Origin of the sequence: Lewinella sp. LCG006 (genome assembly GCF_040784935.1) — a bacterium.
Taxonomy (GTDB): Bacteria; Bacteroidota; Bacteroidia; order Chitinophagales; family Saprospiraceae; genus Lewinella.
Genome location: NZ_CP160680.1, coordinates 1,218,744 through 1,240,970 on the forward strand (window position 1 = coordinate 1,218,744; position 22,227 = coordinate 1,240,970).

At 49.2% G+C, this 22,227-nt stretch carries 17 protein-coding genes and 1 tRNA gene; 11 read left to right on the forward strand and 7 right to left on the reverse strand.

Annotated features, from left to right (window positions below; genetic code table 11):
• The first annotated feature begins 56 nt into the window (after positions 1–56).
• Together AB0L18_RS04245 and AB0L18_RS04250 are read left to right on the forward strand one after the other, a co-directional pair.
• Positions 57–1,265, forward strand: a complete 1,209-nt coding sequence (locus AB0L18_RS04245) for a PP2C family protein-serine/threonine phosphatase (RefSeq protein ID WP_367391340.1) — start codon at positions 57–59, stop codon at positions 1,263–1,265.
• A gap of 224 nt (positions 1,266–1,489) precedes the next feature.
• Positions 1,490–4,402: an ATP-binding protein gene (locus tag AB0L18_RS04250; RefSeq protein WP_367391341.1), complete on the forward strand. Its 2,913-nt coding sequence runs from the start codon at positions 1,490–1,492 to the stop codon at positions 4,400–4,402.
• Positions 4,403–4,440: 38 nt separating this feature from the next.
• Here the strand turns inward: AB0L18_RS04250 and AB0L18_RS04255 are convergent.
• Positions 4,441–4,514 (reverse strand) — tRNA-Asp (locus AB0L18_RS04255).
• A gap of 277 nt (positions 4,515–4,791) precedes the next feature.
• Between AB0L18_RS04255 and AB0L18_RS04260 the strand changes: the two genes are divergently transcribed.
• Entirely contained in the window at positions 4,792–5,751 is a 960-nt protein-coding gene (locus AB0L18_RS04260; RefSeq protein WP_367391342.1) for an acetyl-CoA carboxylase carboxyltransferase subunit alpha, read from the forward strand.
• Between the two features lie 32 nt (positions 5,752–5,783).
• Positions 5,784–6,323: a hypothetical protein gene (locus AB0L18_RS04265; RefSeq protein WP_367391343.1), complete on the forward strand. Its 540-nt coding sequence runs from the start codon at positions 5,784–5,786 to the stop codon at positions 6,321–6,323.
• Between the two features lie 119 nt (positions 6,324–6,442).
• On the opposite strand, the gene AB0L18_RS04270 is transcribed toward AB0L18_RS04265, so the two are convergent.
• The 4 genes from AB0L18_RS04270 to AB0L18_RS04285 all read right to left on the reverse strand — a co-directional run bounded on the left by AB0L18_RS04270 (position 6,443) and on the right by AB0L18_RS04285 (position 9,606).
• Positions 6,443–7,240 carry a hypothetical protein gene (locus AB0L18_RS04270; protein WP_367391344.1) on the reverse strand — a complete coding sequence of 266 codons (798 nt, stop codon included), beginning with the start codon at positions 7,238–7,240 and terminating at the stop codon, positions 6,443–6,445.
• A gap of 153 nt (positions 7,241–7,393) precedes the next feature.
• Positions 7,394–7,948, reverse strand: coding sequence for an N-acetyltransferase family protein (locus AB0L18_RS04275; protein ID WP_367391345.1), 555 nt, complete (start codon positions 7,946–7,948; stop codon positions 7,394–7,396).
• Between the two features lie 66 nt (positions 7,949–8,014).
• Positions 8,015–9,115 carry an anhydro-N-acetylmuramic acid kinase gene (locus AB0L18_RS04280; RefSeq protein WP_367391346.1) on the reverse strand — a complete coding sequence of 367 codons (1,101 nt, stop codon included), beginning with the start codon at positions 9,113–9,115 and terminating at the stop codon, positions 8,015–8,017.
• A 152-nt stretch (positions 9,116–9,267) separates the two neighbouring features.
• Positions 9,268–9,606, reverse strand: coding sequence for a cytochrome c (locus tag AB0L18_RS04285; protein WP_367391347.1), 339 nt, complete (start codon positions 9,604–9,606; stop codon positions 9,268–9,270).
• Between the two features lie 182 nt (positions 9,607–9,788).
• Between AB0L18_RS04285 and AB0L18_RS04290 the strand changes: the two genes are divergently transcribed.
• The 6 genes from AB0L18_RS04290 (at position 9,789) to AB0L18_RS04315 (ending at position 17,703) form a co-directional block, all read left to right on the forward strand.
• Positions 9,789–10,631 (forward strand): prohibitin family protein, encoded by an 843-nt coding sequence (locus AB0L18_RS04290; RefSeq protein ID WP_367391348.1) that lies wholly within the window; start codon positions 9,789–9,791, stop codon positions 10,629–10,631.
• 218 nt (positions 10,632–10,849) lie between these two features.
• Complete coding sequence (dnaB, locus tag AB0L18_RS04295; RefSeq protein ID WP_367391349.1) at positions 10,850–13,387, forward strand: replicative DNA helicase; 2,538 nt, start codon at positions 10,850–10,852, stop codon at positions 13,385–13,387.
• 157 nt (positions 13,388–13,544) lie between these two features.
• A complete protein-coding gene (locus AB0L18_RS04300) occupies positions 13,545–15,932 on the forward strand; it encodes a glycogen debranching protein (protein WP_367391350.1) in 2,388 nt (795 codons plus the stop codon).
• 63 nt (positions 15,933–15,995) lie between these two features.
• Complete coding sequence (locus tag AB0L18_RS04305) at positions 15,996–16,547, forward strand: RNA polymerase sigma factor (RefSeq protein ID WP_367391351.1); 552 nt, start codon at positions 15,996–15,998, stop codon at positions 16,545–16,547.
• A 41-nt stretch (positions 16,548–16,588) separates the two neighbouring features.
• The gene (locus AB0L18_RS04310; protein WP_367391352.1) at positions 16,589–16,891 is read left to right on the forward strand and encodes a hypothetical protein; all 303 of its coding nucleotides are present in this window, start codon (positions 16,589–16,591) and stop codon (positions 16,889–16,891) included.
• 137 nt (positions 16,892–17,028) lie between these two features.
• Positions 17,029–17,703 (forward strand): ClpP family protease, encoded by a 675-nt coding sequence (locus tag AB0L18_RS04315; protein WP_367391353.1) that lies wholly within the window; start codon positions 17,029–17,031, stop codon positions 17,701–17,703.
• Positions 17,704–17,713: 10 nt separating this feature from the next.
• Here the strand turns inward: AB0L18_RS04315 and AB0L18_RS04320 are convergent, their stop codons facing one another.
• Together AB0L18_RS04320 and AB0L18_RS04325 are read right to left on the reverse strand one after the other, a co-directional pair.
• Complete coding sequence (locus tag AB0L18_RS04320) at positions 17,714–17,929, reverse strand: hypothetical protein (protein WP_367391354.1); 216 nt, start codon at positions 17,927–17,929, stop codon at positions 17,714–17,716.
• A gap of 161 nt (positions 17,930–18,090) precedes the next feature.
• Complete coding sequence (locus AB0L18_RS04325; RefSeq protein ID WP_367391355.1) at positions 18,091–18,993, reverse strand: aldo/keto reductase family oxidoreductase; 903 nt, start codon at positions 18,991–18,993, stop codon at positions 18,091–18,093.
• Between the two features lie 181 nt (positions 18,994–19,174).
• Here AB0L18_RS04325 and AB0L18_RS04330 point away from each other — a divergent pair, with 181 nt between their 5' ends.
• Positions 19,175–22,195 (forward strand): CHRD domain-containing protein, encoded by a 3,021-nt coding sequence (locus tag AB0L18_RS04330; protein WP_367391356.1) that lies wholly within the window; start codon positions 19,175–19,177, stop codon positions 22,193–22,195.
• Positions 22,196–22,227: the final 32 nt, after the last annotated feature.

Sequence of the window (22,227 nt, forward strand, 5' to 3'; positions counted from 1 at the left end):
CAATTATGCTACGGCAAACAAAACAAACCCAAAAAATAGCCTATTTTTACAGCTATATGATACCATCTTCTACCATAACTAAAAAAGTTGCCCAGCAAGAGCTTTTCCGCGGTTTTCCGGAAGAGCTTATTGAATTAGTGGTAGAACAGAGTACGGTCAGACAGTTGCAAGCTGGAGAAATCCTCATCCATCCCGGTACGACCAATCATTCCCTCTTTTTAGTGCTGAATGGAGAACTCCGAGTTATCCTACAAAAGGCCAACACGCAAGTAGCTATCCCCATTCATCCTGGCGAGTGCCTCGGAGAAATGTCCTTGATCGAAGAACGCCCAACTTCCGCCACCGCAGTTTGCCATATCGACAGCGAGGTGTTGGTGATGACTGAAGATGTTTTCTGGACCCACCTGGCCATCAGCCGCCAAGGCGTAAAAAACCTGATGGGTATCATGGCTCAACGCCTGCACCGCAACAACCAGGCACTGATCAAAGAAATTGAGGAACAACTAAAGTACCAACAGCTAAGGAGAGACCTCGAAACGGCAGGGAATATCCAGGCTAATATTGTCCCCAACGGAGCCAACCTCTTTCCGCAACGTCCTGAAATTGAAGTCTACGCCCAGACACAGCAAGCTCGCGCTGTAGGAGGAGATTTCTACGACGCTATCGCGCTGGACCAAGATCGCATCTACCTCGCCATCGGCGACGCTACAGGTAAAGGAATGCCAGCAGCACTGTTTATGATGCGCGCCTTTACCTCGCTCCGGTTTCTGGTCAGTAACTGTCCCGATTTCGGGGAAGTGCTGCCTGCGCTAAACAAAACTTTGCTCAAAAAGAACAAAGACATGATGTTTGTCAGCCTTTGGGCGGGCATCCTCGACCTTAAAACGGGCATTTTACAGTACGCCAACGGAGGTCATCATCCACCCTTCGCGGCCCTAAGTGGCGAAGTATTCCAGCCTTTAGCAGTACCAAACGGGCCAATTATCGGCGTGGTAGAGGAAGCGCCATTCGAGGTAGCCACCCTGCAACTAGAGCCGGGCGACACCCTCTTCCTCTATACCGACGGCCTTCCGGAAGCTTACAACCACGACCACGAGGCTTTTGAAAACGACCGCATAGAAGCATCACTGAATAGCCTTCAGCAACCCACCGTGAAATCCCTGGTCTGCAACTTGGAAACGCAAGTGGCCGCTTTTGTCGATGGTGCTCCTACGCATGATGATCTGACGATGATGGCTTTTCGGTATTTAGGGGGTAAGGGTTAGATGGTTCGAGGGTTGGGTGGTGTAGGTTTTTTTAAAGTCGGAAAGCGGAAAGCGGAAGTCGGAAATATTTGGTCCCTCTAGTGGAGACATGTTCCTCTTTATTCTTCGTGTATCTCACTTACTTCCGACTACCAACCTCGCACTTCCAACTTTAAGAATAGTCAATGGTTTTGAACATTTCAATATCATTTACGTAAATGTAGACATACAATCAGAACCCGAATATGATGAGGTTATCCTGTCTTATCTTCATTGTCATTTTCCTTACTTCTCTTTCCTCCCTCTACAGTCAGTCTGTAGATGCCACGGCATTACAACAGCAGCTAAGGTCTGTAGAGGGAAGTAAGCGCGTGGATATCCTCAATACCTTAACGGAACAATTGAAATTTGAGCAGCCTGCGCAGGCCAAGGCTTATGCCGAAGAAGCCTATTCGCTGAGCAACAAACTTGCTTACCTTAAAGGAATCAGCACCAGTGCCGTACAGTTGGGTATCTTTGAAAGAGACGCCAACAACTACATAAAAGCCATCCGCATTGTCAATACGGGTTTGGAAGCAGCCCGCACCGCCAACGATTATCCGGCGGCGTTGGCCGGCTTGGAGGTACTCAAAACCATTTACCAACGTACCAATCGTCCCAGGAAGATGGCCGAGGTGGAAGCCATGTACAAGCAGATCAAAACGAGAATAGACCTGCGCCAGACTTCCGAGCAACTGGCTGAACTCGAAAAAGTGATCGAAGTCAAAGAGGATGAACTGAACCTATCGGAACAGGAAAAGCTGCAAATTGCTGCAGAGAAAGCTGCAGTGGCGGACGAACTGGCCATGACCATCGAGGATAAACTGCGCAAAGAAGCCGAGTTGGCCCGAGTGGGTCAGGAAAGGGCCGAACTGGAAAAAGAAGCACTCCAACTGGAAAAAGAGGCGGTAGAAAATGCCTTACTCTTACAAAAAGAACGAAATATCCGCAACCTCGCCTTCGCCATAATGGGCATTTTTTTGTTCTTAATCCTGGCCGGTTGGCAGCGATCTCGCTTCAAGCGACAGCAAAAATTGGCAGAAATCGAGCGACAGCGCGTAGCCCGATTGGAAGAAATTGACCGCTTGAAAGACCAGTTTCTGGCCAATACCTCTCACGAACTCCGAACTCCTCTAAACGGAATTATCGGAATCGCGGAATGGCTACAGGAAAAAAGAAAAGAAGTAAGCCCCGAGGTGCTGAAAGACAACCTGTCTATGCTAATATCAGCAGGGAAGCGGCTTCACAAATTGGTGAATGATATTATGGATTTTTCCAGGTTGCAGCATGCAGAATTGCAGTTGATCTTAAAACCTCTGGATGTTCGTTCGCTAACAGAAATGGTCTTGCGGATCAATCAACCCCTTGCCAAGGCCAAACAGCTTAGCTTGATCAACAACATCCCCGCTGATCTACCCTCTGTACTGGCCGACGAAGACCGCTTGCAGCAAATATTGCACAACCTGATCGGGAATGCTATCAAATTTACCAACGAAGGCAGCATCACCGTTTCCGCACAGGATGCCGTAGAGGTCATCAAAATTTCCGTCACAGATACGGGTATCGGTATTGCACCTGAAAAACACGAAACTATTTTTGAAGCCTTCCAGCAAGAAGACGGTTCCTCCGTGCGGGAATTTGCAGGCACTGGTCTGGGTTTGTCTATCACCAAATACCTGGTTGACCTCCACAAGGGAGAGATAAGCCTGACATCAAAGCCCGGAGAAGGAACTACCTTTCATTTTAGTTTGCCTAAAACTGATGAAGCCCCGGTTGCTATAACATTGGAACACGAACCCTCCACCCATGAATTACTGCCCCTTCTTGGTGACAGCGAGCCAGCCGTCGACGAAGTGGCAGCAGCCTCAACAGAACAAAAAGTCAACATCTTGATTGTAGACGATGAGCCGCTTAATCAACACGTATTCAATAACCACCTGGATGCCAGCCATTACCAGATTACTACGGCCTTGAATGGTGCCGATGCGCTTAAAGCGATTGACGGCCCCGTGCGCTTCGATCTGGTTGTCCTGGATGTGATGATGCCGAGAATGTCGGGCTACGAAGTATGTGAGCAGATTCGAAAAAAATACCTGCCCTCAGAATTACCCATTATCATGGTCACCGCCAAAAATCTGGTCAAAGATCTGGTAGAGGGATTAAACACAGGTGCCAACGATTACCTGGCCAAGCCTTTTTCCAGACAAGAATTTCTCGCTCGTATAAAAAACCTGCTCAACCTGCACACCCTCAACCAGGCCAGCAGTCGTTTTGTACCCAATGCTTTTTTGCAAACCTTGGGTAAAGACAATATCACGCAAGTACGTCTGGGCGATCTGGTAGAGCGGGATGTAACTGTCTTCTTTGGCGACATCCGGGACTACACTTCCCTTTCGGAAAAAATGACACCGGAGGAGAATTTCAAATTTGTCAAGGCTTTTAATAGTCGAATGGGCCCCGTCATAGACCAAAACCACGGTTTTATCAACCAGTACCTGGGAGATGCCATCATGGCCATTTTTAAACAAAGTCCAAGGGATGCTTTGCAAGCAGCCATCGACTACCAAAAGACCCTGCAGCACTACAATAAAGAACGGCTAAAACGGCAGCGACGGCCCATCTCCTCCGGCATTGGCCTCCACACCGGAAAATTGGTCATGGGCATCATCGGAGACGATAAACGCATGGATGCCGCTACGATCTCGGATACCGTCAATACTGCTGCCCGCATGGAAAGCCTCAATAAACATTACGCCACCAACATTCTCTTTAGTGAGGATAGCCTAACCGGTATTGGCACTAAAGAGGACTTCAATTTCCGCTACTTGGGAAAGGTACAACTGAAAGGGAAAAACCGCCCCGTGGGCGTCTACGAATGTTTTGATGGCGATGCACCCCAATTGCTGGAATTGAAAATTAAAACACTAAGCAGTTTCAATGAAGGCCTACAACACTTCTTCGCTCAAGACTTCCAGCAAGCCCAAAAAATCCTCGAAGAAGTCATCAACATAAGCCCCGAAGACCTTACCGCTCAATTGTTTTTAAAAGAATGCCGCCAGTATCTGACCAGTGGCGTGCCAGAAGGATGGACAGGGCTGAATAAAATGGAGGTAAAGTAAAATACAAAAGCCCCGAAGCGATGCTTCGAGGCTTTTTGCGGTCCGGACGGGACTTGAACCCGCGACCCCGTGCGTGACAGGCACGTATTCTAACCAACTGAACTACCGAACCGTAGTTTTTTTTGCTGAATCAATGAACTCATTTGTTCGTCAGCGGTGCAAATTTAAGACGCTTTTTCATTCCGTGCAATAGCTGGATGAAAAAAAATTGCTTTTCTTTCTTTTTTCCACAGCTCAACAACAACAAAGATTCTGATAATGAACAATTTAAGGAAATGAAAAAAATTTCTCTTTTTCTCATTTATCCTTTTGTACTACCTTTGCCCAGCACTTAAGAAGTTCGAACCAGCAGGCGATGCTTTGCTGGAGGGCTGTAAAACGTCTACTATATGGTATTCCTGGAATTTGAGAAGCCTTTAGAGAAATTATATGAGCAGCTGGAAAAAATCCAGCAAGTGGCCGAAGAAGGGGATTTGGACATGTCTGATTCTATCAAGGAATTGGAAAACAAAATCCGAGCTACCCGCAAAGAAATCTACGGCAACCTCACAGGTTGGGAACGGGTACAACTGTCCCGGCACCCCGAGCGGCCCTACACCCTCTACTATATCAGGGAGATGAGCCGTAAGTTTATCGAATTGCACGGAGATCGCAACTTCAAAGATGACAAAGCTATTGTTGGCGGCATCGCTAACCTCGATGGGCAGACCGTCGTGATCCTTGGCCACCAGAAGGGTGTGAATACCAAGATGCGACAGTACCGCAACTTCGGCATGGCCAATCCTGAAGGTTACCGCAAGGCCCTGCGACTGATGAAACTCGCCGAACGCTTCAACTATCCCGTCATTTGTCTGATCGACACGCCGGGGGCATTTCCGGGTATCGAAGCAGAAGAACGCGGCCAGTCGGAAGCTATTGCTCGCAACCTCTTCGAAATGGCACAGCTCAAAGTACCTATCGTTTGTGCCGTGATCGGCGAAGGAGCCAGTGGTGGTGCTATTGGTATCGGACTGGGTGATCGAGTGTTCATGCTCGAAAATACCTGGTATTCGGTGATCTCACCAGAATCTTGCTCTTCTATCCTTTGGCGTAGTTGGGACTACAAAGAACAAGCGGCTGACGCCCTCAAGCTGACGGCTGACGATATGCTCTCTTTCGGCATCATCGACGACATCATCAAGGAACCTATCGGTGGGGCACATACCAATCCGGAGGAAATGGCCAAGATCCTAAAGCGCCAGCTCAAAAAAGCCATTGCGGAACTCCAGGAAATGGATACGGAAGAAAGGATTGAAGCACGAATCAATAAATACGCTAATATTGGCGTTTACGACGTGGTGAAGGAATAAACAACTTCCTTTCATGACTTGTTGCTGCATCTATGGGAATCATTGATCGAATCAAAGACCGGTTTTACCAAAAGTCCTTACCTGCTAAACCAGCGCGTAATAAAGGTCAGACACCTCGTAACATCGAAGAAGCCAAAACCATCGGCATCCTCTTCGATGCAACGGATATTGATTATCGCAAAAAGATTCTCGCCTATGCTGATAGCCTACGCAAACAAGGAAAAAAGGTGAGTACCCTGGCCTTTATCTCTACCGCTGACAAAGAGGCCACCTTTTCCTTCGATTTTTTCACCCTCCGCCAGATCGATTGGGCCCAACGCCCCAAAGGGGAAGCTATCTCCCACTGGCTTCAACATGACTTTGAGGTGCTCATCTGCCTCTTCCCCCAATCATCCCGGTTTACCGAGTACATAGCCCTCCATACCCACGCCGGCCTTAAAATTGGCCCCCTAGCCTCCAACCCCACCTGTTACGACCTTATGCTCGACATGCCCGCCACAAGTACACCGCAGCAGATTATCAAGCAGTATGAACAAGTGCTGGCCCGGACGGTGCCGCAGAAAGTAGCTTAAGTCGGAGGTGGGAAATTGGAAGTCGGAAGTATTTTATACGCCTAGTAGCATTTACGCCTACGCCCTTAAAGGACTTACGTGTGTCTCATTTCCGACTTCCCACTTCCGCTTTCCGACTTCTACAACTGCACATGCAAATGATCATCGTGCCGCACCGCGCCACATCCGTGGAAACGAATCTTCCCGTAGCTGCTAAGTTTCCAGCGCGTTTTCAAGTGAGGTTCCAAAAATATTTTCCCAACTCCCTTTCTCCGAGCAAAGGCATCAACCAATTGGCTTGTTTCCGGCTCCGCTAAAACGTACTGTTGCCCCAAAAACGGTTTTGCCAGCAATGACAAAATACTGTACTGCCAGTAGCCTTTATCTGCGCAAATTCCAGGCTGATTCTTTTCACCCGGTTTCGGAGCAGCACAGCGACCATACCCCAAGAAGCCCGGTGCCCTACTCCTAAGTTCACCTCCCTTCTGATAAAAAAAAGCCAAGTCAAGCTTTCGTCCATCGCTATGACTTCGATGAGGCAGCAGAGGGAAGCCGTCCATAAATGGGAAGTTGGCATCCAGATAGGTGATCACCATCCCTGGGTTTTTCGCAGCCAGGGTCTGGGCCACCGCAATCACTTCCGCTTTCAGCGTCGGACTCACATAATGCCGGTTAGCCAGCACCGTAAACCTGCTTTGGGCCTGTAAAGGTACCTCCTGCGTAGCACCATAGGGCAATGCTACCCGCCCACCTAAGCGAGCAAAAAAAGGAAGCACCAACCACACCAGCAAGTACAAGGCAGGAAAATAGGTCCAACCCCACCGCGCACTAGGCTGCCAACGTTTCCATAGCAAACTGCCTACATACACCACTCCGCCCACCTGGGTAACGACGCTAAGAAGAACGAACAATAGGATACGCCATATGAATTTTAACATCGTCATCGTTTCTTTTATGAGTTCGAATTTCAGCATTCTTCTGGAATGGTATTGGATACGAGGCGATTGCATCGTCGCTTTGGGTAGTGCATAGAGGGCGTTGATGCCACTGGCAAAAATAACAACCTTTACACCCTTACACTCACCCAACTTTTACATCTTGTATACCTTCGTCATCCTAATCATCCCCCGATAGTGCTCGTGCATCCGTTCAAAACTCAGACGCAGTGTACCCGTCACTTGATATCCCATTTTTTCGTAGAAGCCCTGCGCCGCTTGCTGCGTATCCATAGCTTCCAGCCACACCAGCGACTTGCCCAGGCTTTGGGCCTCTCTATCCGTCAGGGTAAGCAACTCCCGCCCAATACCCTTCCCGTGGGTACTTGGGTGCAGGTAAATACGATGGAGCTTTAGGCCAGCTTCCGCTGGATAATCCAGGCAGGGCTGATGAAGATGCCACCGCAGAATGCCCGCAGGGTGACCCTCCCACTGTACGATCCAGTAAGGAGCATCGGTTTCCGCCAAATCCCTCAAAACGGCCTCCTCGCGATACGTTTCGTTCAAGTACCACGTACCACCATCCTCCCACAAGTGCGCGTATACAGGAGGGTAACAGGCCTGCATGAGGGGTAAAATCGTGACAGCATTCGCCTCCGTCACTGGTACCAACGACAAGGAAGGAGATACCTGCCTGGTTTCATTTTTCATTTTCTTATACTTTTCTTCGCCGACGCCTTAGTGCTTTCATGGCAAAAAACGCCCCGCAAACGCTGATCATGCCCAGTGAATCGCCCCACCAACTGCTGCCCGACGCGCGCCCGTTACCGAAGGAATAACATTAGGTTGCCGCTGCCAGCGCAGCGCACCAGCCAGGGCCATCAGTGCCGCTTCTTTAAAAGCGATGATATCAGCGGCGGCAATCTCTAATTGTACAGGTTGAACAGCAGCGGCGATACACTCACACAAAAAGGCATTAAAGCCACCACCTCCCGCTACCAAAAGTTGTTGCTGATCCGTCAGTTCAATATTCTCCTTCTCCGCTACTTTCCGCAGGCTTGCCCCAATCTGCCCGGCCATGTGGTGGCAATAGGTATGCAAGCGATCTGCTAACGCATATTGCGGATCTTGGAAAAGTGGCAGCAACTGCTCGCGCACCCAATCATTGCCCAAAGATTTGGGGGGCGGCTGTGTATGAAAAGGCAGTGCATCCGCAGCAGCTTTTAGTTTGGGGATCAACTGCCCGGTGCGGGCCAGATCGCCGTTTTTGTCGTAATCTTTACCGATTTCTTGCATCAAGGTATCCAAAACTTGGTTGGCCCCTCCTACATCGAAAGCCACGTAGCCATGATCCGTTTTGATGCTGATATTGCTGATTCCCCCCAGATTGAGACAGGCAAAATACTGGGGAAAGAAATACCGATCAGCCAGTGGTGCCAATGGCGCACCTTGTCCGCCCAAGGCCATATCCTGGGCACGAAATTGATCAATCACAGGAATATTCAAAATGCCAGCTATCGCGGCTCCATCTCCAATCTGGGTGGTGGTATGTTGCTCAGGGTAATGAAAAACCGTGTGCCCATGACTGGCCACAAAATCTACCCTTTCGGGCAACTCATCAATAAAAGTGCGCAGCATCCGCCCATAATGCAACCCAAGCTCGGTATGCAAAAGCCACAGCTCTCGGCCACCCAGCAAGGGGGCATTGCGCAGCCGCTGTTGCCAACTTTCGTCATAAGGAATCGTGATACCCCGATGGAGCGTCCAGCTAAGCAATTTTGCGGGATCATCCGCTGCAAACTGGAAAGTACACCAGGCCAGATCGGCTCCATCTAAAGAAGAACCTGACATGAGGCCCACCACCGAAAATGTAGACATAACAGTAATTTTTTTAGTGTTAATACCCGGTGGTCTAATGTTTGTTCTTGTTCCTTCTATTGTTCATGGGCCTCCCCGCCCTGCGGGAGTGGGGAGGACCCAACAAGCGGCTTATCCCTGTACCAAATACTCCATATCTAGTACCTCAAAAACTACTTCTTCAACTCCAGCGTATATTCCGCTACGGCAGCAATCTCGTCGGCATCCAGCAGGTTTTCGAAGGGGGTCATCGCACCGCGTCCTTTGGTGATGACGACGATACGATCGGCCAATGGCAGCTCGCTGGTGGTAAGGTTGAAAGCGCCGCTAGCTCCCATGTCGCCGTAAAGGCCATGGCAGGTGACGCAGTATTGCTTGTATATTTTTTTGCCATCGGCTTGAGGTGTAGCTGCTGCCGTCTGTTCAGTAGATTTTGTTCCCTCAGGAGAATCCGAACCGCCGCAAGCATAGATAAAGGTGGCGATTAGTAAAAATATCAATGTATGTTTCATTCCTAGGCCTTGTTTTTTTTGTTAAGGAATTATTTTTCATCAAGTGCTTTGTTCGTAAATGTACTACATGGCCGAATAAATCGCGCCGTTTCTCGGCTAAAACCTTTTACTTGTCCAAAAATCAAACCTCTTTGTAGGAATAAACTGTTACCTTGTAGAGATAATAAAAGCTAAATAATTTTATGAGTGATCAACGATACAAAACCAGCCAAGGCAAACTGATAAGTGCTGCGGTGATTGGTTTTCTGGTACTTATGGTGCTGGTTATTTTTTCCAGTGCAACTTTTCTGACCATTGACGCGGGCGAGCGCGGGGTACTTTTCCGGCGTTTTGACGGAGGGATTGATAAAACAACGGTTTACACTCCAGGCTTCCACGTATTGGCCCCCTGGAATACCATGTACGTCTATGATGTTCGGGAAAAACAGATCGAAGAAAAGATCGATGCCCTTTCGAACAACGGTCTGAACATTGCCCTCGACGTAACGGTGCGGGTAAACCCCAAGTACGACAAAATTGGCGTGCTGCACGAAAAATTTGGCAAAGACTACGCCAATACGCTGGTGCGCCCCGAAGTGCGCTCGGCCGTACGGGAGGCCATTGGTAAGTTTACCCCCGAAGAGCTTTACTCTACCCGCCGCGACGAGGTGCAGACCCTGATCCAGACCGAACTGGAAAAATCGCTAGGCGCTAACAATATCGACTTGCAAGCTACCCTGATCCGCGACATTCAACTACCGGATAAGGTACGTTCGGCTATTGAAGATAAGCTGGAAGCAGAGCAGTCGTCACTGAAATACGAGTTTATCCTCACCAAGGAGCGCCAGGAAGCCGAGCGTCGGATCATTGAAGCAGAAGCCAAAGCGCGTGCCAACCAGATCCTAAACGCCAGCTTGAGCGCCAATATCCTCAAAGACAAAGGCATTGAAGCCACTTTGGAATTGGCCAACTCACCCAATAGCAAAGTTATCATCGTCGGTGGTGATAGCTCAGGTGGGCTACCGCTGATTTTGGGGGGGAATTAAAAAGTCGGAAAACGGAAAGCGGAAGTCGGAAGTAATGTAATACACGAAGACCAAGAGGGACGTATTGAATGGATGCTTAAAATATTTCCGACTTCCCACTTCCGCTTTCCGACTTTGAAAAATGCGCGATCAGGAAATATCCTTTTCGCGCTTTTTTTTTAAAGCCCAATGCGAAATGCCTACAGGTGTTACCCGAAAAGATTGTAGCTTTGTAAGCTATGGCAGAATCATCCAATAATAAGCAAAAAAGACGTACGGCGGGAGCAGGCAAACAGGGCAGGGAAGACCTTTCCAGCTACGTTTTTGGCAAGGTACCTCCACAGGCAGTACCGCTGGAGGAAGCGATTCTTGGTGCCATCCTTCTCGAAAAGGATGCTCTGACGCAGGTATTGGATGTATTGCAACACGACGCCTTCTACGTGGATGCGCACCAGTTGATTTACAGCGCTTTTCTGCGGCTCTTTGAACGCTCGCAGCCGATTGATCTGTTGACCGTGATGGAAGAGCTGAAGAAAGAAGGGGAGCTGGAAGCCATCGGCGGCCCTGCCTACCTGGCAGAATTATCGAACAAAGTGGCTTCGGCTGCCAACATCGAATACCACGCCCGGATTGTGGCCCAGAAATTCATCCAGCGCGAGCTGATCCGCATTTCTACCAAAACCATCAACGACGCTTTTGAAGATACCACCGACGTTTTCGACCTCCTCGACGATGCGGAAACCAACCTCTTCAAAATTGCTGAACGCAACATGGGCCGCAGTGTCGACCGCATGGGTGCCCTGGCCAGTAAGCTCCTCAAGCAGATCGAAGAGCTCAAAGATACCGAAGATGGCCTCACGGGTGTGCCCACCGGTTTCACCGATCTTGACCGCCTTACGAGTGGTTTCCAGAAGTCGGATTTGATCATTCTGGCGGCGCGGCCGGGGATGGGAAAGTGCCTCGGAAAAGGTACTCCGGTACTGATGTACGACGGCACGATCAAGGCAGTAGAAGACATCCAGATCGGCGATTTGCTAATGGGTGATGATTCTACCCCTCGTACCGTTTTAACACTAGCCCGTGGAAGCGAACGAATGTACTGGGTAAGGCAGAACAAAGGCATAGACTACCGTGTCAATGAAAGCCATATCCTCTCCCTGAAAAAAAGCCGCCGGGAAGGACGAGGAGAAAAAGGATCTGTACTAGATATTGAAGTGCGCGATTATTTGAGCCGATCAGGCAAGTTTAAAACTAACTACAAAGGCTATAAAGTAGCGGTTAATTTTGCCGAAAGCAAGTTACCCCTGCCCCCTTATTTTCTGGGACTTTGGTTAGGAGACGGTTCTTCTAGTGAAAGTACAATCATCAATCAAGACGAGGAAATTGTAACTTATCTTGAAAATTACGCAGGTCAACTGGGCATGCGTCTCCACGTTTACGAAGGCGAAGGAAAATGCCCGGAATATCGCATCAGTAATGACGTCGGACCAAGCAGCTATTCCCTGCAGGGCCAGCTGCGGGAAATGGGCCTGCTCAACAACAAGCATATTCCACAAGACTACCTCATCAACTCCAGAGAAAACCGGCTGAAATTACTGGCGGGCCTCATCGATAGCGACGGGCATTACCTGGAGCAATCCAACGGATTTGAGATTACCCAAAAGAACAAAGCACTGACGCAACAGATCAAGTTTCTTTGTGATTCTTTAGGCTATCGCGTAAGCTTGAAAGCCAAAGAAGCCCGCATAGCATCCATTGGTTACACCAGTACGGTCTATCGTCTGCGGATTTACGGTAACATCGACGAGGTTCCCTGTAAAGTAAAACGTAAACAAGCCAATCCCTGGAAAAGCCCCGTCGATTGGCAAGTGACGGGTATCCAGCTGGAAGATGATGGTATTGGCGATTATTATGGTTTTGAGATAGATGGTAATCGTCGCTTTCTGTTGGGCGACATGACCGTAACGCACAATACAGCCCTCACACTCTCCCTCGCTAAAAACGCGGCCCTCGACTTTAACAAAGGGGTAGCCATCTTCAGCTTGGAGATGTCGAGTCTGCAGCTGGCTCAGCGGATTATCTCCATGGAAGCCGAGATTCCAGGTAGCAAGTTGCGTAACGGACAATTGGAAGAATACGAGTGGCAACAATTGCATACCGCCATTGAAAAAGTAGCGGACGCGCCCATCTTTATCGACGACACCCCCGGTATCAACAGTTTTGAGCTACGGGCCAAGTGTCGACGTTTGAAGATGCAGTACGACATTCAACTCATCATCATTGACTACCTACAGCTGATGAGTGGTGGTGGCGACAACAAAGGCGGCAACCGTGAACAAGAGGTAAGTGCTATCTCACGCGCCCTCAAGGGACTGGCCAAAGAATTGAATGTACCCGTCATTGCCCTCTCCCAGCTGAGCCGGGCAGTGGAGACCCGTGGCGGAGATAAACGCCCGATGCTCAGTGACTTACGCGAATCGGGATCGATAGAGCAGGATGCCGATATGGTGCTATTCATTTACCGTCCAGAGTACTACCAAATCCTGGAAGACGAAGAAGGTCAATCGCTGAAAGGGGTCGCCGATTTGATCGTTGCCAAAAACCGGGCGGGTGCCCTTACGGATGTTCGCCTCCGTTTTACCGGAGAGTTTGCCCGTTTCTCCAACATGGATGACCCCGACTTTGGGGATCTCCCGGGCGACACTTTCGAAAGTCCTTTCAACAACATCATTACCAAACCGTCGAAGATGAATGATGGGGAGGATATTCCTTTTTAGGAAATCGGAGGTCGGAAAGCGGAAGTCGGAAGTACCTATATACACGAGAACTATAAAGGAAGAATCCCTGCCACCAGGTGATACTAATACTTCCGACTTCCCACTTCTAAACTCCAAATCAAAAAAGAGTTTCCTAACCAAAAACTACCCTCCATCTATGCTACGCTACCTAATTCCTTGTCTATTTTTTTCGATCACTTTTCTTGGTTGTAGTGCTGATAAACCGCTGGATGATTTTTCAACGATTGTAGGCGATAGTCCTTCTATAGAGGGGAAAGCGGCTTATCTGAATTCGCCTTTTGTCACAGCGGGTGATCGCATTTACATGGTGGGGCATCAAAACGGTAGTTTCCCAGAGTTGGGCTGGCACCTTACCGGCGAGATGGGCGGCATCTGGGATCATCCGATCAAACTGATGGATGGTTTTGAAATCGCTTTGACGACAGAAGGACAAACCGTGACACTTGACAGTGCTACCATCTTTATCAACTATCCCTTTGCCAATCAACATCTTTTTCACTTTCCTCAATTAGGTGTAAATGTGGAGCGCTGGCAGTTTGTACCCGATGGCAAGGAGGGACTGGTAGTGCAGATTGTCTTGAAAAACACCACCTCCGCAACCCGCGATGTGCAGCTGCAATTCTCAGGATACAGTGATCTTCGTCCCACCTGGTTAGGAGAACGCACACAGATGATTGACGGCCAAGACCAAATGACCTATCAGGAGGAAGAAGATAGCTGGAGGGCCAAAGACAGTCTCAACAACTGGTATGTGCAGTTCGGTGCAGATCAGACGCCCACAAAAAGCAGCCTTGTATCCACACCTTATGGCGGAATGGGAGCAGGAGGTGCCTTGCATTACGACCTTACGCTCTCGCCCAATGGCACTGCTTCCATCACTTTTACCATTGCCGGCAGCTACGTGTCAGAAACAGCATTATTAGCTACTTACAAAGTGCTGCAAGCGAACTACCTCTCCTTTCTAAAGAATAAAAAAGAACGCTACGCAGCTTTAGCCGAAAAATCAAAGCTGAGTATCCCTGACCCTCAATTGCAGCAAACATTCGAATGGCTCAAATACAATTCCGATTGGCTGATACGCAACATTCCAGAAACAGGAAAAGGTATCATGGCGGGTATTCCCGATTATCCCTGGTGGTTTGGCGTTGATAGCGAATATGCCCTCAAAGGCTATATGGCCATTGGTCGTGAGGATGTGGTATTGCCAACCATTGCTTTACTCGATAGTCTTTCGGCAGTAACCAATGGTAATGGGCGGATTGTCCATGAAGTATCTACCAACGGTGCTGTCTTCAACCCTGGCAATATCAACGAGACCCCACAATTTGCTTCGCTGATCTGGGAGGTTTATCGCTGGAATGGTGAGGAGAGCTTCCTGCGGAAGTATTTTCCGACCATTCAAAAAGGGCTACAGTGGCTGATGATCGAAAGAGACAGCAATCAAAACCTTTTCCCGGAAGGATTTGGCATGATGGAAATTCATGGATTGGACAGTGAGATGATCGACGTGGCGGCTTATTCACAGCGAGCGCTGGCAGATGCGGCCAAAATTGCGAGGGTGCTGGGGGAAGATAAACCAGCTGCTCAATACCAGGAACAAGCCCAGCAGTTGGCCGCTAAAATCAATGAAGAATTTTGGTCAGAGGAATTTGCCTCCTATGCCGATTTTATTGGTACCGATGAACAAGCTCTTCATCTTATCGAAGATGCCATCATCCGTGCCGACACCCTGGATAAACCCTGGGCAGTAGAAGAGTTGAAGCGGACCCGGGAAAGTATTTTGGCAAACCCCTCCCCTGGACTTAAGCCTTTTGTGCTTCATCACAATTGGGTCGTCAATACCCCTATGGAGATGAAGATCGCTGATCCGGAAAAGGCCATTTTAGCACTGGAAACGGCGCGCCGCTTTGTCAATCCTTTCGGGGTATTCGTCACTGGCATCGACCGCGATGAATCGGCGGGGTCTGACGACGGCGCTTTTAAGGGTTCCAAAGCTTTTTCCTATACAGGGGCGGTGATGACACTCCCTACCGGTGTACAGGTCGTGGCAGAAAATAATTATGGTCGGCCTGACCAAGCTTTAGATTACCTCCAGCGAATGAGTCGCAGTTTCAGTTATGCCCTCCCTGGCAGTATGTACGAGGTGTCTCCTGATTACGGGATGATTACACAAGCCTGGAACATCTACAGCTTTGCGGTACCGATCGTCCAGCAATTTTTCGGCATCCAACCCGATGCGGCCAACAAGCAAGTAGTCATTCATCCGCAAATGCCTAGCAGCTGGGAATACGCCAAGTTGGAAAACGTAGAGATTGCTGATAACGAAGTCAGCATTTTTTACAAAAAAGGAGAAAAGGGCGTCGAACTAGAGATCACCCAAACCAATACCCGCTGGACCTTGCAAGTAGCCCTCCCTCCTACTGACGCACAAAACATCACCATTACCAAAGGAGAACTGATGGAAAATGCAGCTGGAAGATTTGTCGTGAGCAAAGGAGGAGCGGTAGCTTTTACCGTGAAGTAAATTACTAATTCGTTGTAACCTTTCCCACTCAAACGTTACTATAGTAATAAAGACAAGAATAACATGGCAAATACAAGCGCAAAACCGGCCTTTCTACAGTGGTACGAGCCGCATCACCAGAAGTTGGTACGCTATTGTCGCAGCCGGGCCTTTGGCGTGATGGCAGCAGAAGATTTGGTACAGGAAGCTGTACTTGCTACCCTGGCCAACTGGGAAAACATCAAAGACCATGACAAACTCCTGGGGTACATGATTGGGGTAGTGAACAATCTGGTACGCAACCATCGGCGCCGGGCACCGTTCCGAGCCCAATGGGATGAACAACAATTGCAAGCCCTGGAAAGCCGCTTAGGTGATGCAGCCACTGCCTTGGACATCAGCTACCTATTAAAAGCTATTGACCAACTTCCAGCAAAGCAAGCGGAAGCTTTGCAACTGTATGAGATCAGTGGTTTTAAAATAAAGGAAATCGCTGCGCTACAGCAAAGTAGTGAAGGAGCCGTAAAGACCAGCCTGAGCCGGGCCCGCCAGCAACTGCGTCAAACCCTTGCGGAAGATGGTCGTCGCCTCAGCGTCGGTGAACGCCTGAGTATTTACGCTTCCGTATTGTTATAAAAAGCTTCTAAGGGGTCGGTGAAGAATAACTTCCCCATTTGATGCGGCCCTCTTACCGCCATACTTCGTTGCTTCGTCGGTTGCGTAGCTGGGGCTACGCGCCCTCCTCGCGTCTCGTCTGGCGGAAAGATGGCTCGCCTGAAAAGGACAACTTATTCTTCGCCGACCCCTTAGGCAAAAATGCTCCAATCATGAACCATCGACCTTCCGACACTAAAATAGATCAACAGCTAGAACGATTCAGAAGCATTCTCGACCCTATTCCTTTTGAAGAGGTTATTTCCTGGGTTTATCAAGCCCCAGCGCCACGAGCTTTAAAGTGGTGGCAAAAGTGGTGGTGGTAAGCGTTGATGTTTGAGATTCCCATGTAGGTACATCTCGTCGCTATTTCTTCTTATCAATAAACATTTCATTTCATCAAGCACAGCAGACAAGCGTCCACTGAAGGGGAGGCGTGTGCCTGCTATTTAAAACCAGCATTATGAATTACGGAAAAGAATTTCAACATTTCGCAGTCGGCCATCTCGGGATGAGCAGTATGCACCTGGAGGACTACCTCAACAAGACCAACCCATCATTGAACGCGACCATTTCCCCGACGGTAATTGAGGAACGCTCGCTGAACATGGTGCAGATGGACGTTTTCAGTCGCCTGATGATGGACCGGATAATTTTTTTGGGCGTACCCGTAAGTGACTACGTAGCCAATGTTATTCAGGCCCAGTTGTTGTTTCTACAAAGCACCGATCCCAAACGGGACATTCAAATGTATATCAATAGTCCTGGTGGTTCCGTCACCGCAGGCTTGGGAATTTATGATACGATGCAATACGTAGGACCGGACATTGCTACCATCTGCACCAGTATTTCGGCGAGTATGTCGGCAGTTCTCCTGGCAGCGGGTGCCCACGGAAAGAGATCAGGCTTGCCCCACAGCCGAGTGATGATCCATCAACCCAGCGGTGGTATGCAAGGCCAGGTATCCGACATGGAGATCAGCTACCATCTGATCAAAGGAATGCAAAAAGAACTCTACCGTATCCTCAGTGAGCATACGGGGCAGAGCTATGAGCAGATAGCCTCAGATAGTGATCGCGACCGCTGGATGTCAGCAGCGGATGCAGTAGCCTACGGAATATTAGATGAAGTCTTGTAAGTAGGGACGTTTAGTCCTCGTCTTCGTCGTAGTAATCCTCGTCTTCCTCATTAAGGCCGAAAAGATCAATCTCTTCGTCGTCCTCGTCTTCTAAATAGACTTGTTTGGGTTTGTATTTCTGTTTACCGACAGGTTGGAGTTTGGTGCGTCGGCGTTGATCATTAGAATTAGTCCCAGAAGCGTTGTTTTCTGGTCGACTCTGACGTTGCTTATCTAACTGTTTCATTATGAGCAATGATTACAAAAGCTTTTTATCAAGACAATTCTACAAGAAAAAATGATACGGCGAAAGGGGTAAGGCAAAAAAAATGGAAAAAAGTGGTAAATAAGCAAAGGTGAATCAATAACCGTCGGATTTCCTGGAAGAGATTTTGGAAATCTATCTTGCTAAGCCACTTCGTGTCCTCTGGCAGCTTCCAATAATTCGAACCAATCCAGATCGGTCAACGAAATTTCAAGGGCTTGAGCTGCCGCTGTCATCCGCGATGGGCGCGCCGTACCCAGTACAGGCAAGATCTCCGCTGGGTGGTGTAACAACCAGGCGAGCAAGATGACATCTGCTCCAGGGTTGCGGTATTTATGACCGATTTCGTCCAACTGATCAGCGACCCGGGAGGCGGTTTCATCATCACGATTGAAAAAGCCTCCCAGCGGCGACCAGGCCATGGGGTGCATCCCCAATTGGAGGCACTGATCGAAGGTACCATCAAAGAAGGGGGCCGTATGCAGAAGACTCGCTTCCACTTGATTGGTAACCAGCGGGGTTACTTGCCGTAAATAGTCTAATTGAGAGGGCGTAAAATTAGAGACCCCAAAGTGCTGCACCTTTCCTGCTGCTTTTAAATGAGCTATGGCCTCGGCCACTTCATCGGCCTGCATCAGTGGGCTCGGTCGGTGGATGAGCAGGAGGTCCAGGTAATCTGTACGTAAATTGCGTAAGCTTCGCTCCGCTGAAGCAATGATATATTCCTTACGGTGATCATAGGCCTTCACCACGTTTTCGGGACGCTCCTTACAAACCAGTCGGATACCGCACTTAGTGACCAACTGCATTTCATGCCTTCTTCGGGGCTGGAGTGCCAAGGCATTGCCAAATGCTTCCTCGGTCGTATAATGCCCATAAATATCAGCATGATCGAAAGTAGTAATTCCCAAAGAAAGACAATGATCAATCATCGCTGACATTTCTTTGATGTCAAGATCGTGTCCCCAAACTCCCCAAGTCATTACGCCCGCTACCAAACGGGAAAAAACAGGGCCAGGAGAAGACAATCGAATCGGAGCTAACATAGTGGTCAATTTTGTGCTCTAAGATAAACGGTCTTTCCCTGAGAAACGAACATCTGGCACCAGATTATCATTTCAAGGATAAAACATCCACCCACCCTAGTGCTCTCGTAAGTCTTTTTTATAAAGACTTAATCATGCTGACATCAACCGTTTATTTTATTTTACACAACTCCACTAACCAATGAAAAATTTATTACTTTTTTGCTTAGCATTACTGTTAAGCGGAGCAGCAATTGCTCAAGAAATTTTTGAAGCCACCCTGAGTGGGCGACAAGAAGTTTACGCCGTAGCCACATCCGGAACGGGTAACATCACCGCCGAACTTACCGGCAACATCCTCGTCGTCAGTGGTATTTTCTCAAAAATGAGTAGCCCCTTCGATGCCACCGTAGCTGGTGGTGCGCACTTACACATTGCTCCCGCGGGTAGGAATGGAGGAATTGCTTTCAACCTGACTCCAATTTTAGACCCCGACCTTCTGGGGGGCGTTTTTGTCGCTGCGACCAATACCTTTGTGCTTTCCAACGAGCAGGTCAACCAACTCCGAGCTGGAGACTTCTACGTCAACATTCATACGCTCGCCAATGGCGGAGGCGAACTCCGTGGACAGTTATTCCCACAAAGTGACGCCTATTATTGGGCCAACCTCTTTGGCAACAACGAGGTTCCTGCGATTATGACGGAGGCTTACGGAGCTTTGGCTTTTACTGTGACGGGCGACCAACTCGTTGCTACGGGTACTTTCAGTAACCTAAGTAGCGCCTTGGCCACGCAAATTGCTGGCGGAGTGCACCTCCATATTGCTTCTGCGGGTAGCAATGGAGATGTTGCGATTATCCTCAACCCTACCGTCGAGGCCGACGGCTTGAGTGGCACCTTTCTGGCTACGAACAATACTTTCACGTTAACGAGTGAGCAACAAACAGCCTTAGAGAGCGGCAACATGTACGTAAACATCCACTCTGCTAATTTTCAAGGTGGGGAATTGCGCGGGCAAGTTCTAGCCCCCGGGCGTACCGTCTTCCGCGCACATTTGGCAGCAGCCAACGAAATTCCATTGACAACCTCCCTGGCTTCAGGTCAGCTTTTACTGACCATGACCGACAATGAGTTGATCGTTACGGGTAGATTTGGTGGTTTGGAAGGCGATATCGCTACGGACATTGTTGGAGGCATCCACTTGCACAGTGCCGTAGCTGGTACCAACGGAGGTGTAGAAATACCGCTAACCATTGATATTGATGCCGACAATCGTGGGGCAACCGTAGAAGCAATTAGCAACACCTACCCACTCACTCCGGACATAGAGGAAGCACTTCTCAACCGTGGTTTCTACGTAAACATCCACACCCTGGCCAACCCTGCTGGTGAGATCAGGGGGCAGGTACTTCCAGAATGCCAATACGTACTCACCGCACCTTTGACGGGGACTCAGGAAATTCCTGACGTTAGTACATCCGCTTACGGGATGATTAAGCTGGAAGTTTCTGGCGACCGGGCTATCGCTTCCGGTAGCTTCCGTAACCTGTCCAGTGCGCTGAATGTCGCCATTGCTGGTGGTGCGCATATTCATGCTGGTTTACCCGGACAAACCGGCGATGTTGTTTTCCTCTTAGCCCCAGTGACCGATCTTGATCTTTTGAACGGTGTTTTCCGCCCGGCAGCAAACACCTTTACGGTAGACGCCGACCAACGGGCCATGCTTCGTGCACGCGGGATGTACGTCAACGTCCATTCACTGCTCAACGCAGGAGGTGAATTACGGGGTAACCTGATGGGCGAATCTGCCAATTACTTTTTTGCTCCCCTTTCCGGGGTAAGTGAAGCAGTGCCCGTCAACACTGCAGCAAGGGGTATGATCGCGATGGAAGCTAATGCTGGAGCCAGTGTAGCGGTAGGATCTTTTGCCAACCTAAGCAGTCCACTGGCGACCGCTGTTGCGGGAGGAGCCCACTTGCATACGGGCTTTGCCGGACAAGGTGGTCCAATCTTACAAGTATTGAATGTGGATGAACCAGGTACTTCTGGCGTGTTTTCAGCAGTCAACAATCGCTTTCAGCTGAGCAGCGGTGCTTTGGATACCTTGCGCGAAAGAATGGTCTACGTCAACATCCACTCTACCGAAAATACGGGAGGTGAAATCCGTGGCCAGGTACTGCCTTCCGCACAATCTTTTTTCCACACCACCCTGGATGGCATCAACGAAACCATGCCCCTAGCGGTGTCTGGATTAGGAGGTTTAAAGCTGGAACTTAGAGATACGACCTTGATTGTTACAGGTAGCTTCGCCAACTTGGCTGGTGAATTTGACGCCAATATTGCTGGTGGTGCCCATTTGCACTTGGCGGGAGTAGGCAACAACGGTGACATTGCTTTTCCGCTGAATGCTACTTTGGCCTCCGACAATCTCAGTGGCTTCTTTACCGCCGCTGACAATACACTTGAGCTTACTACTGAGCAAGTAGCCAGCCTGCGGGCCGACAACTACTACGCCAACATTCACACTGCGGCCCAAGCCAGCGGTGAGCTGCGTGGACAAATTCTCCCGGAAGTCAACTTTTTCCCCCAAGCAGGAGATCTCCTTTTGCCTACCGAGGGCGAATTAATTGACATTGTCGGAGAGATCACTACGGCATTTACCGTGACCTGGCTACCGGGTACGGACGTAGACAATGATAGTTTAGGCTACGTTTGGCAATTGGCCACAGACCTGGCGTTTGAAAATGTCATCTTCTCTACGGCTACGGCCGATGAAACTTTCTTCGCGACCACATTTGGTACCGTTGATTTACTTTTGGGTGCCAATGGCGTAGAAGTAGGCAGTAATGTTACTTTGTATCACCGGGTAGTAGTTACGGATGGTAGCAACGCTGATGCAAGCCAGCCCCGTTCCGTCAACTTGAATCGTGGCTTGGTCACGGGTATTGATCAGGTGTTAGCACAGTCGGTGCAAATGAATGTATTCCCTACCCAAACCACCAATGATCCGATCACGGTAGAAATTACCAGTGATGAAAATCGCGATGCAACGCTGCACCTTACCAATGCATTAGGCCAAAGCCTACAAAGCATCCCTACAGGATTGATCAATGGTGAGACACGTTTTACCATTGATTTGAACAGGCTTCCTGCTGGACGCTACTTCCTGGTGTTGAGCAGTGAAGGGCAAACCTTACCCGTCAAATCGGTATTTAAGTTATAATAGCAACGAAAGTAAGCTACTCCGGTAGTTGC

What these genes read in the sequence shown, in the direction of transcription:
- AB0L18_RS04260 (WP_367391342.1), top strand. Translation starts at nt 4,792, where the DNA reads ATGGTATTCCTGGAATTTGAGAAGCCTTTAGAGAAATTATATGAGCAG.
- AB0L18_RS04330 (WP_367391356.1), top strand. Translation starts at nt 19,175, where the DNA reads ATGAAAAATTTATTACTTTTTTGCTTAGCATTACTGTTAAGCGGAGCA.
- AB0L18_RS04325 (WP_367391355.1), bottom strand. Translation starts at nt 18,993, where the DNA reads ATGTTAGCTCCGATTCGATTGTCTTCTCCTGGCCCTGTTTTTTCCCGT.
- AB0L18_RS04245 (WP_367391340.1), top strand. Translation starts at nt 57, where the DNA reads ATGATACCATCTTCTACCATAACTAAAAAAGTTGCCCAGCAAGAGCTT.
- AB0L18_RS04285 (WP_367391347.1), bottom strand. Translation starts at nt 9,606, where the DNA reads ATGAAACATACATTGATATTTTTACTAATCGCCACCTTTATCTATGCT.
- AB0L18_RS04265 (WP_367391343.1), top strand. Translation starts at nt 5,784, where the DNA reads ATGGGAATCATTGATCGAATCAAAGACCGGTTTTACCAAAAGTCCTTA.
- AB0L18_RS04320 (WP_367391354.1), bottom strand. Translation starts at nt 17,929, where the DNA reads ATGAAACAGTTAGATAAGCAACGTCAGAGTCGACCAGAAAACAACGCT.
- dnaB (WP_367391349.1), top strand. Translation starts at nt 10,850, where the DNA reads ATGGCAGAATCATCCAATAATAAGCAAAAAAGACGTACGGCGGGAGCA.
- AB0L18_RS04250 (WP_367391341.1), top strand. Translation starts at nt 1,490, where the DNA reads ATGATGAGGTTATCCTGTCTTATCTTCATTGTCATTTTCCTTACTTCT.
- AB0L18_RS04280 (WP_367391346.1), bottom strand. Translation starts at nt 9,115, where the DNA reads ATGTCTACATTTTCGGTGGTGGGCCTCATGTCAGGTTCTTCTTTAGAT.
- AB0L18_RS04275 (WP_367391345.1), bottom strand. Translation starts at nt 7,948, where the DNA reads ATGAAAAATGAAACCAGGCAGGTATCTCCTTCCTTGTCGTTGGTACCA.
- AB0L18_RS04270 (WP_367391344.1), bottom strand. Translation starts at nt 7,240, where the DNA reads ATGTTAAAATTCATATGGCGTATCCTATTGTTCGTTCTTCTTAGCGTC.
- AB0L18_RS04300 (WP_367391350.1), top strand. Translation starts at nt 13,545, where the DNA reads ATGCTACGCTACCTAATTCCTTGTCTATTTTTTTCGATCACTTTTCTT.
- AB0L18_RS04310 (WP_367391352.1), top strand. Translation starts at nt 16,589, where the DNA reads ATGCGGCCCTCTTACCGCCATACTTCGTTGCTTCGTCGGTTGCGTAGC.
- AB0L18_RS04290 (WP_367391348.1), top strand. Translation starts at nt 9,789, where the DNA reads ATGAGTGATCAACGATACAAAACCAGCCAAGGCAAACTGATAAGTGCT.
- AB0L18_RS04305 (WP_367391351.1), top strand. Translation starts at nt 15,996, where the DNA reads ATGGCAAATACAAGCGCAAAACCGGCCTTTCTACAGTGGTACGAGCCG.
- AB0L18_RS04315 (WP_367391353.1), top strand. Translation starts at nt 17,029, where the DNA reads ATGAATTACGGAAAAGAATTTCAACATTTCGCAGTCGGCCATCTCGGG.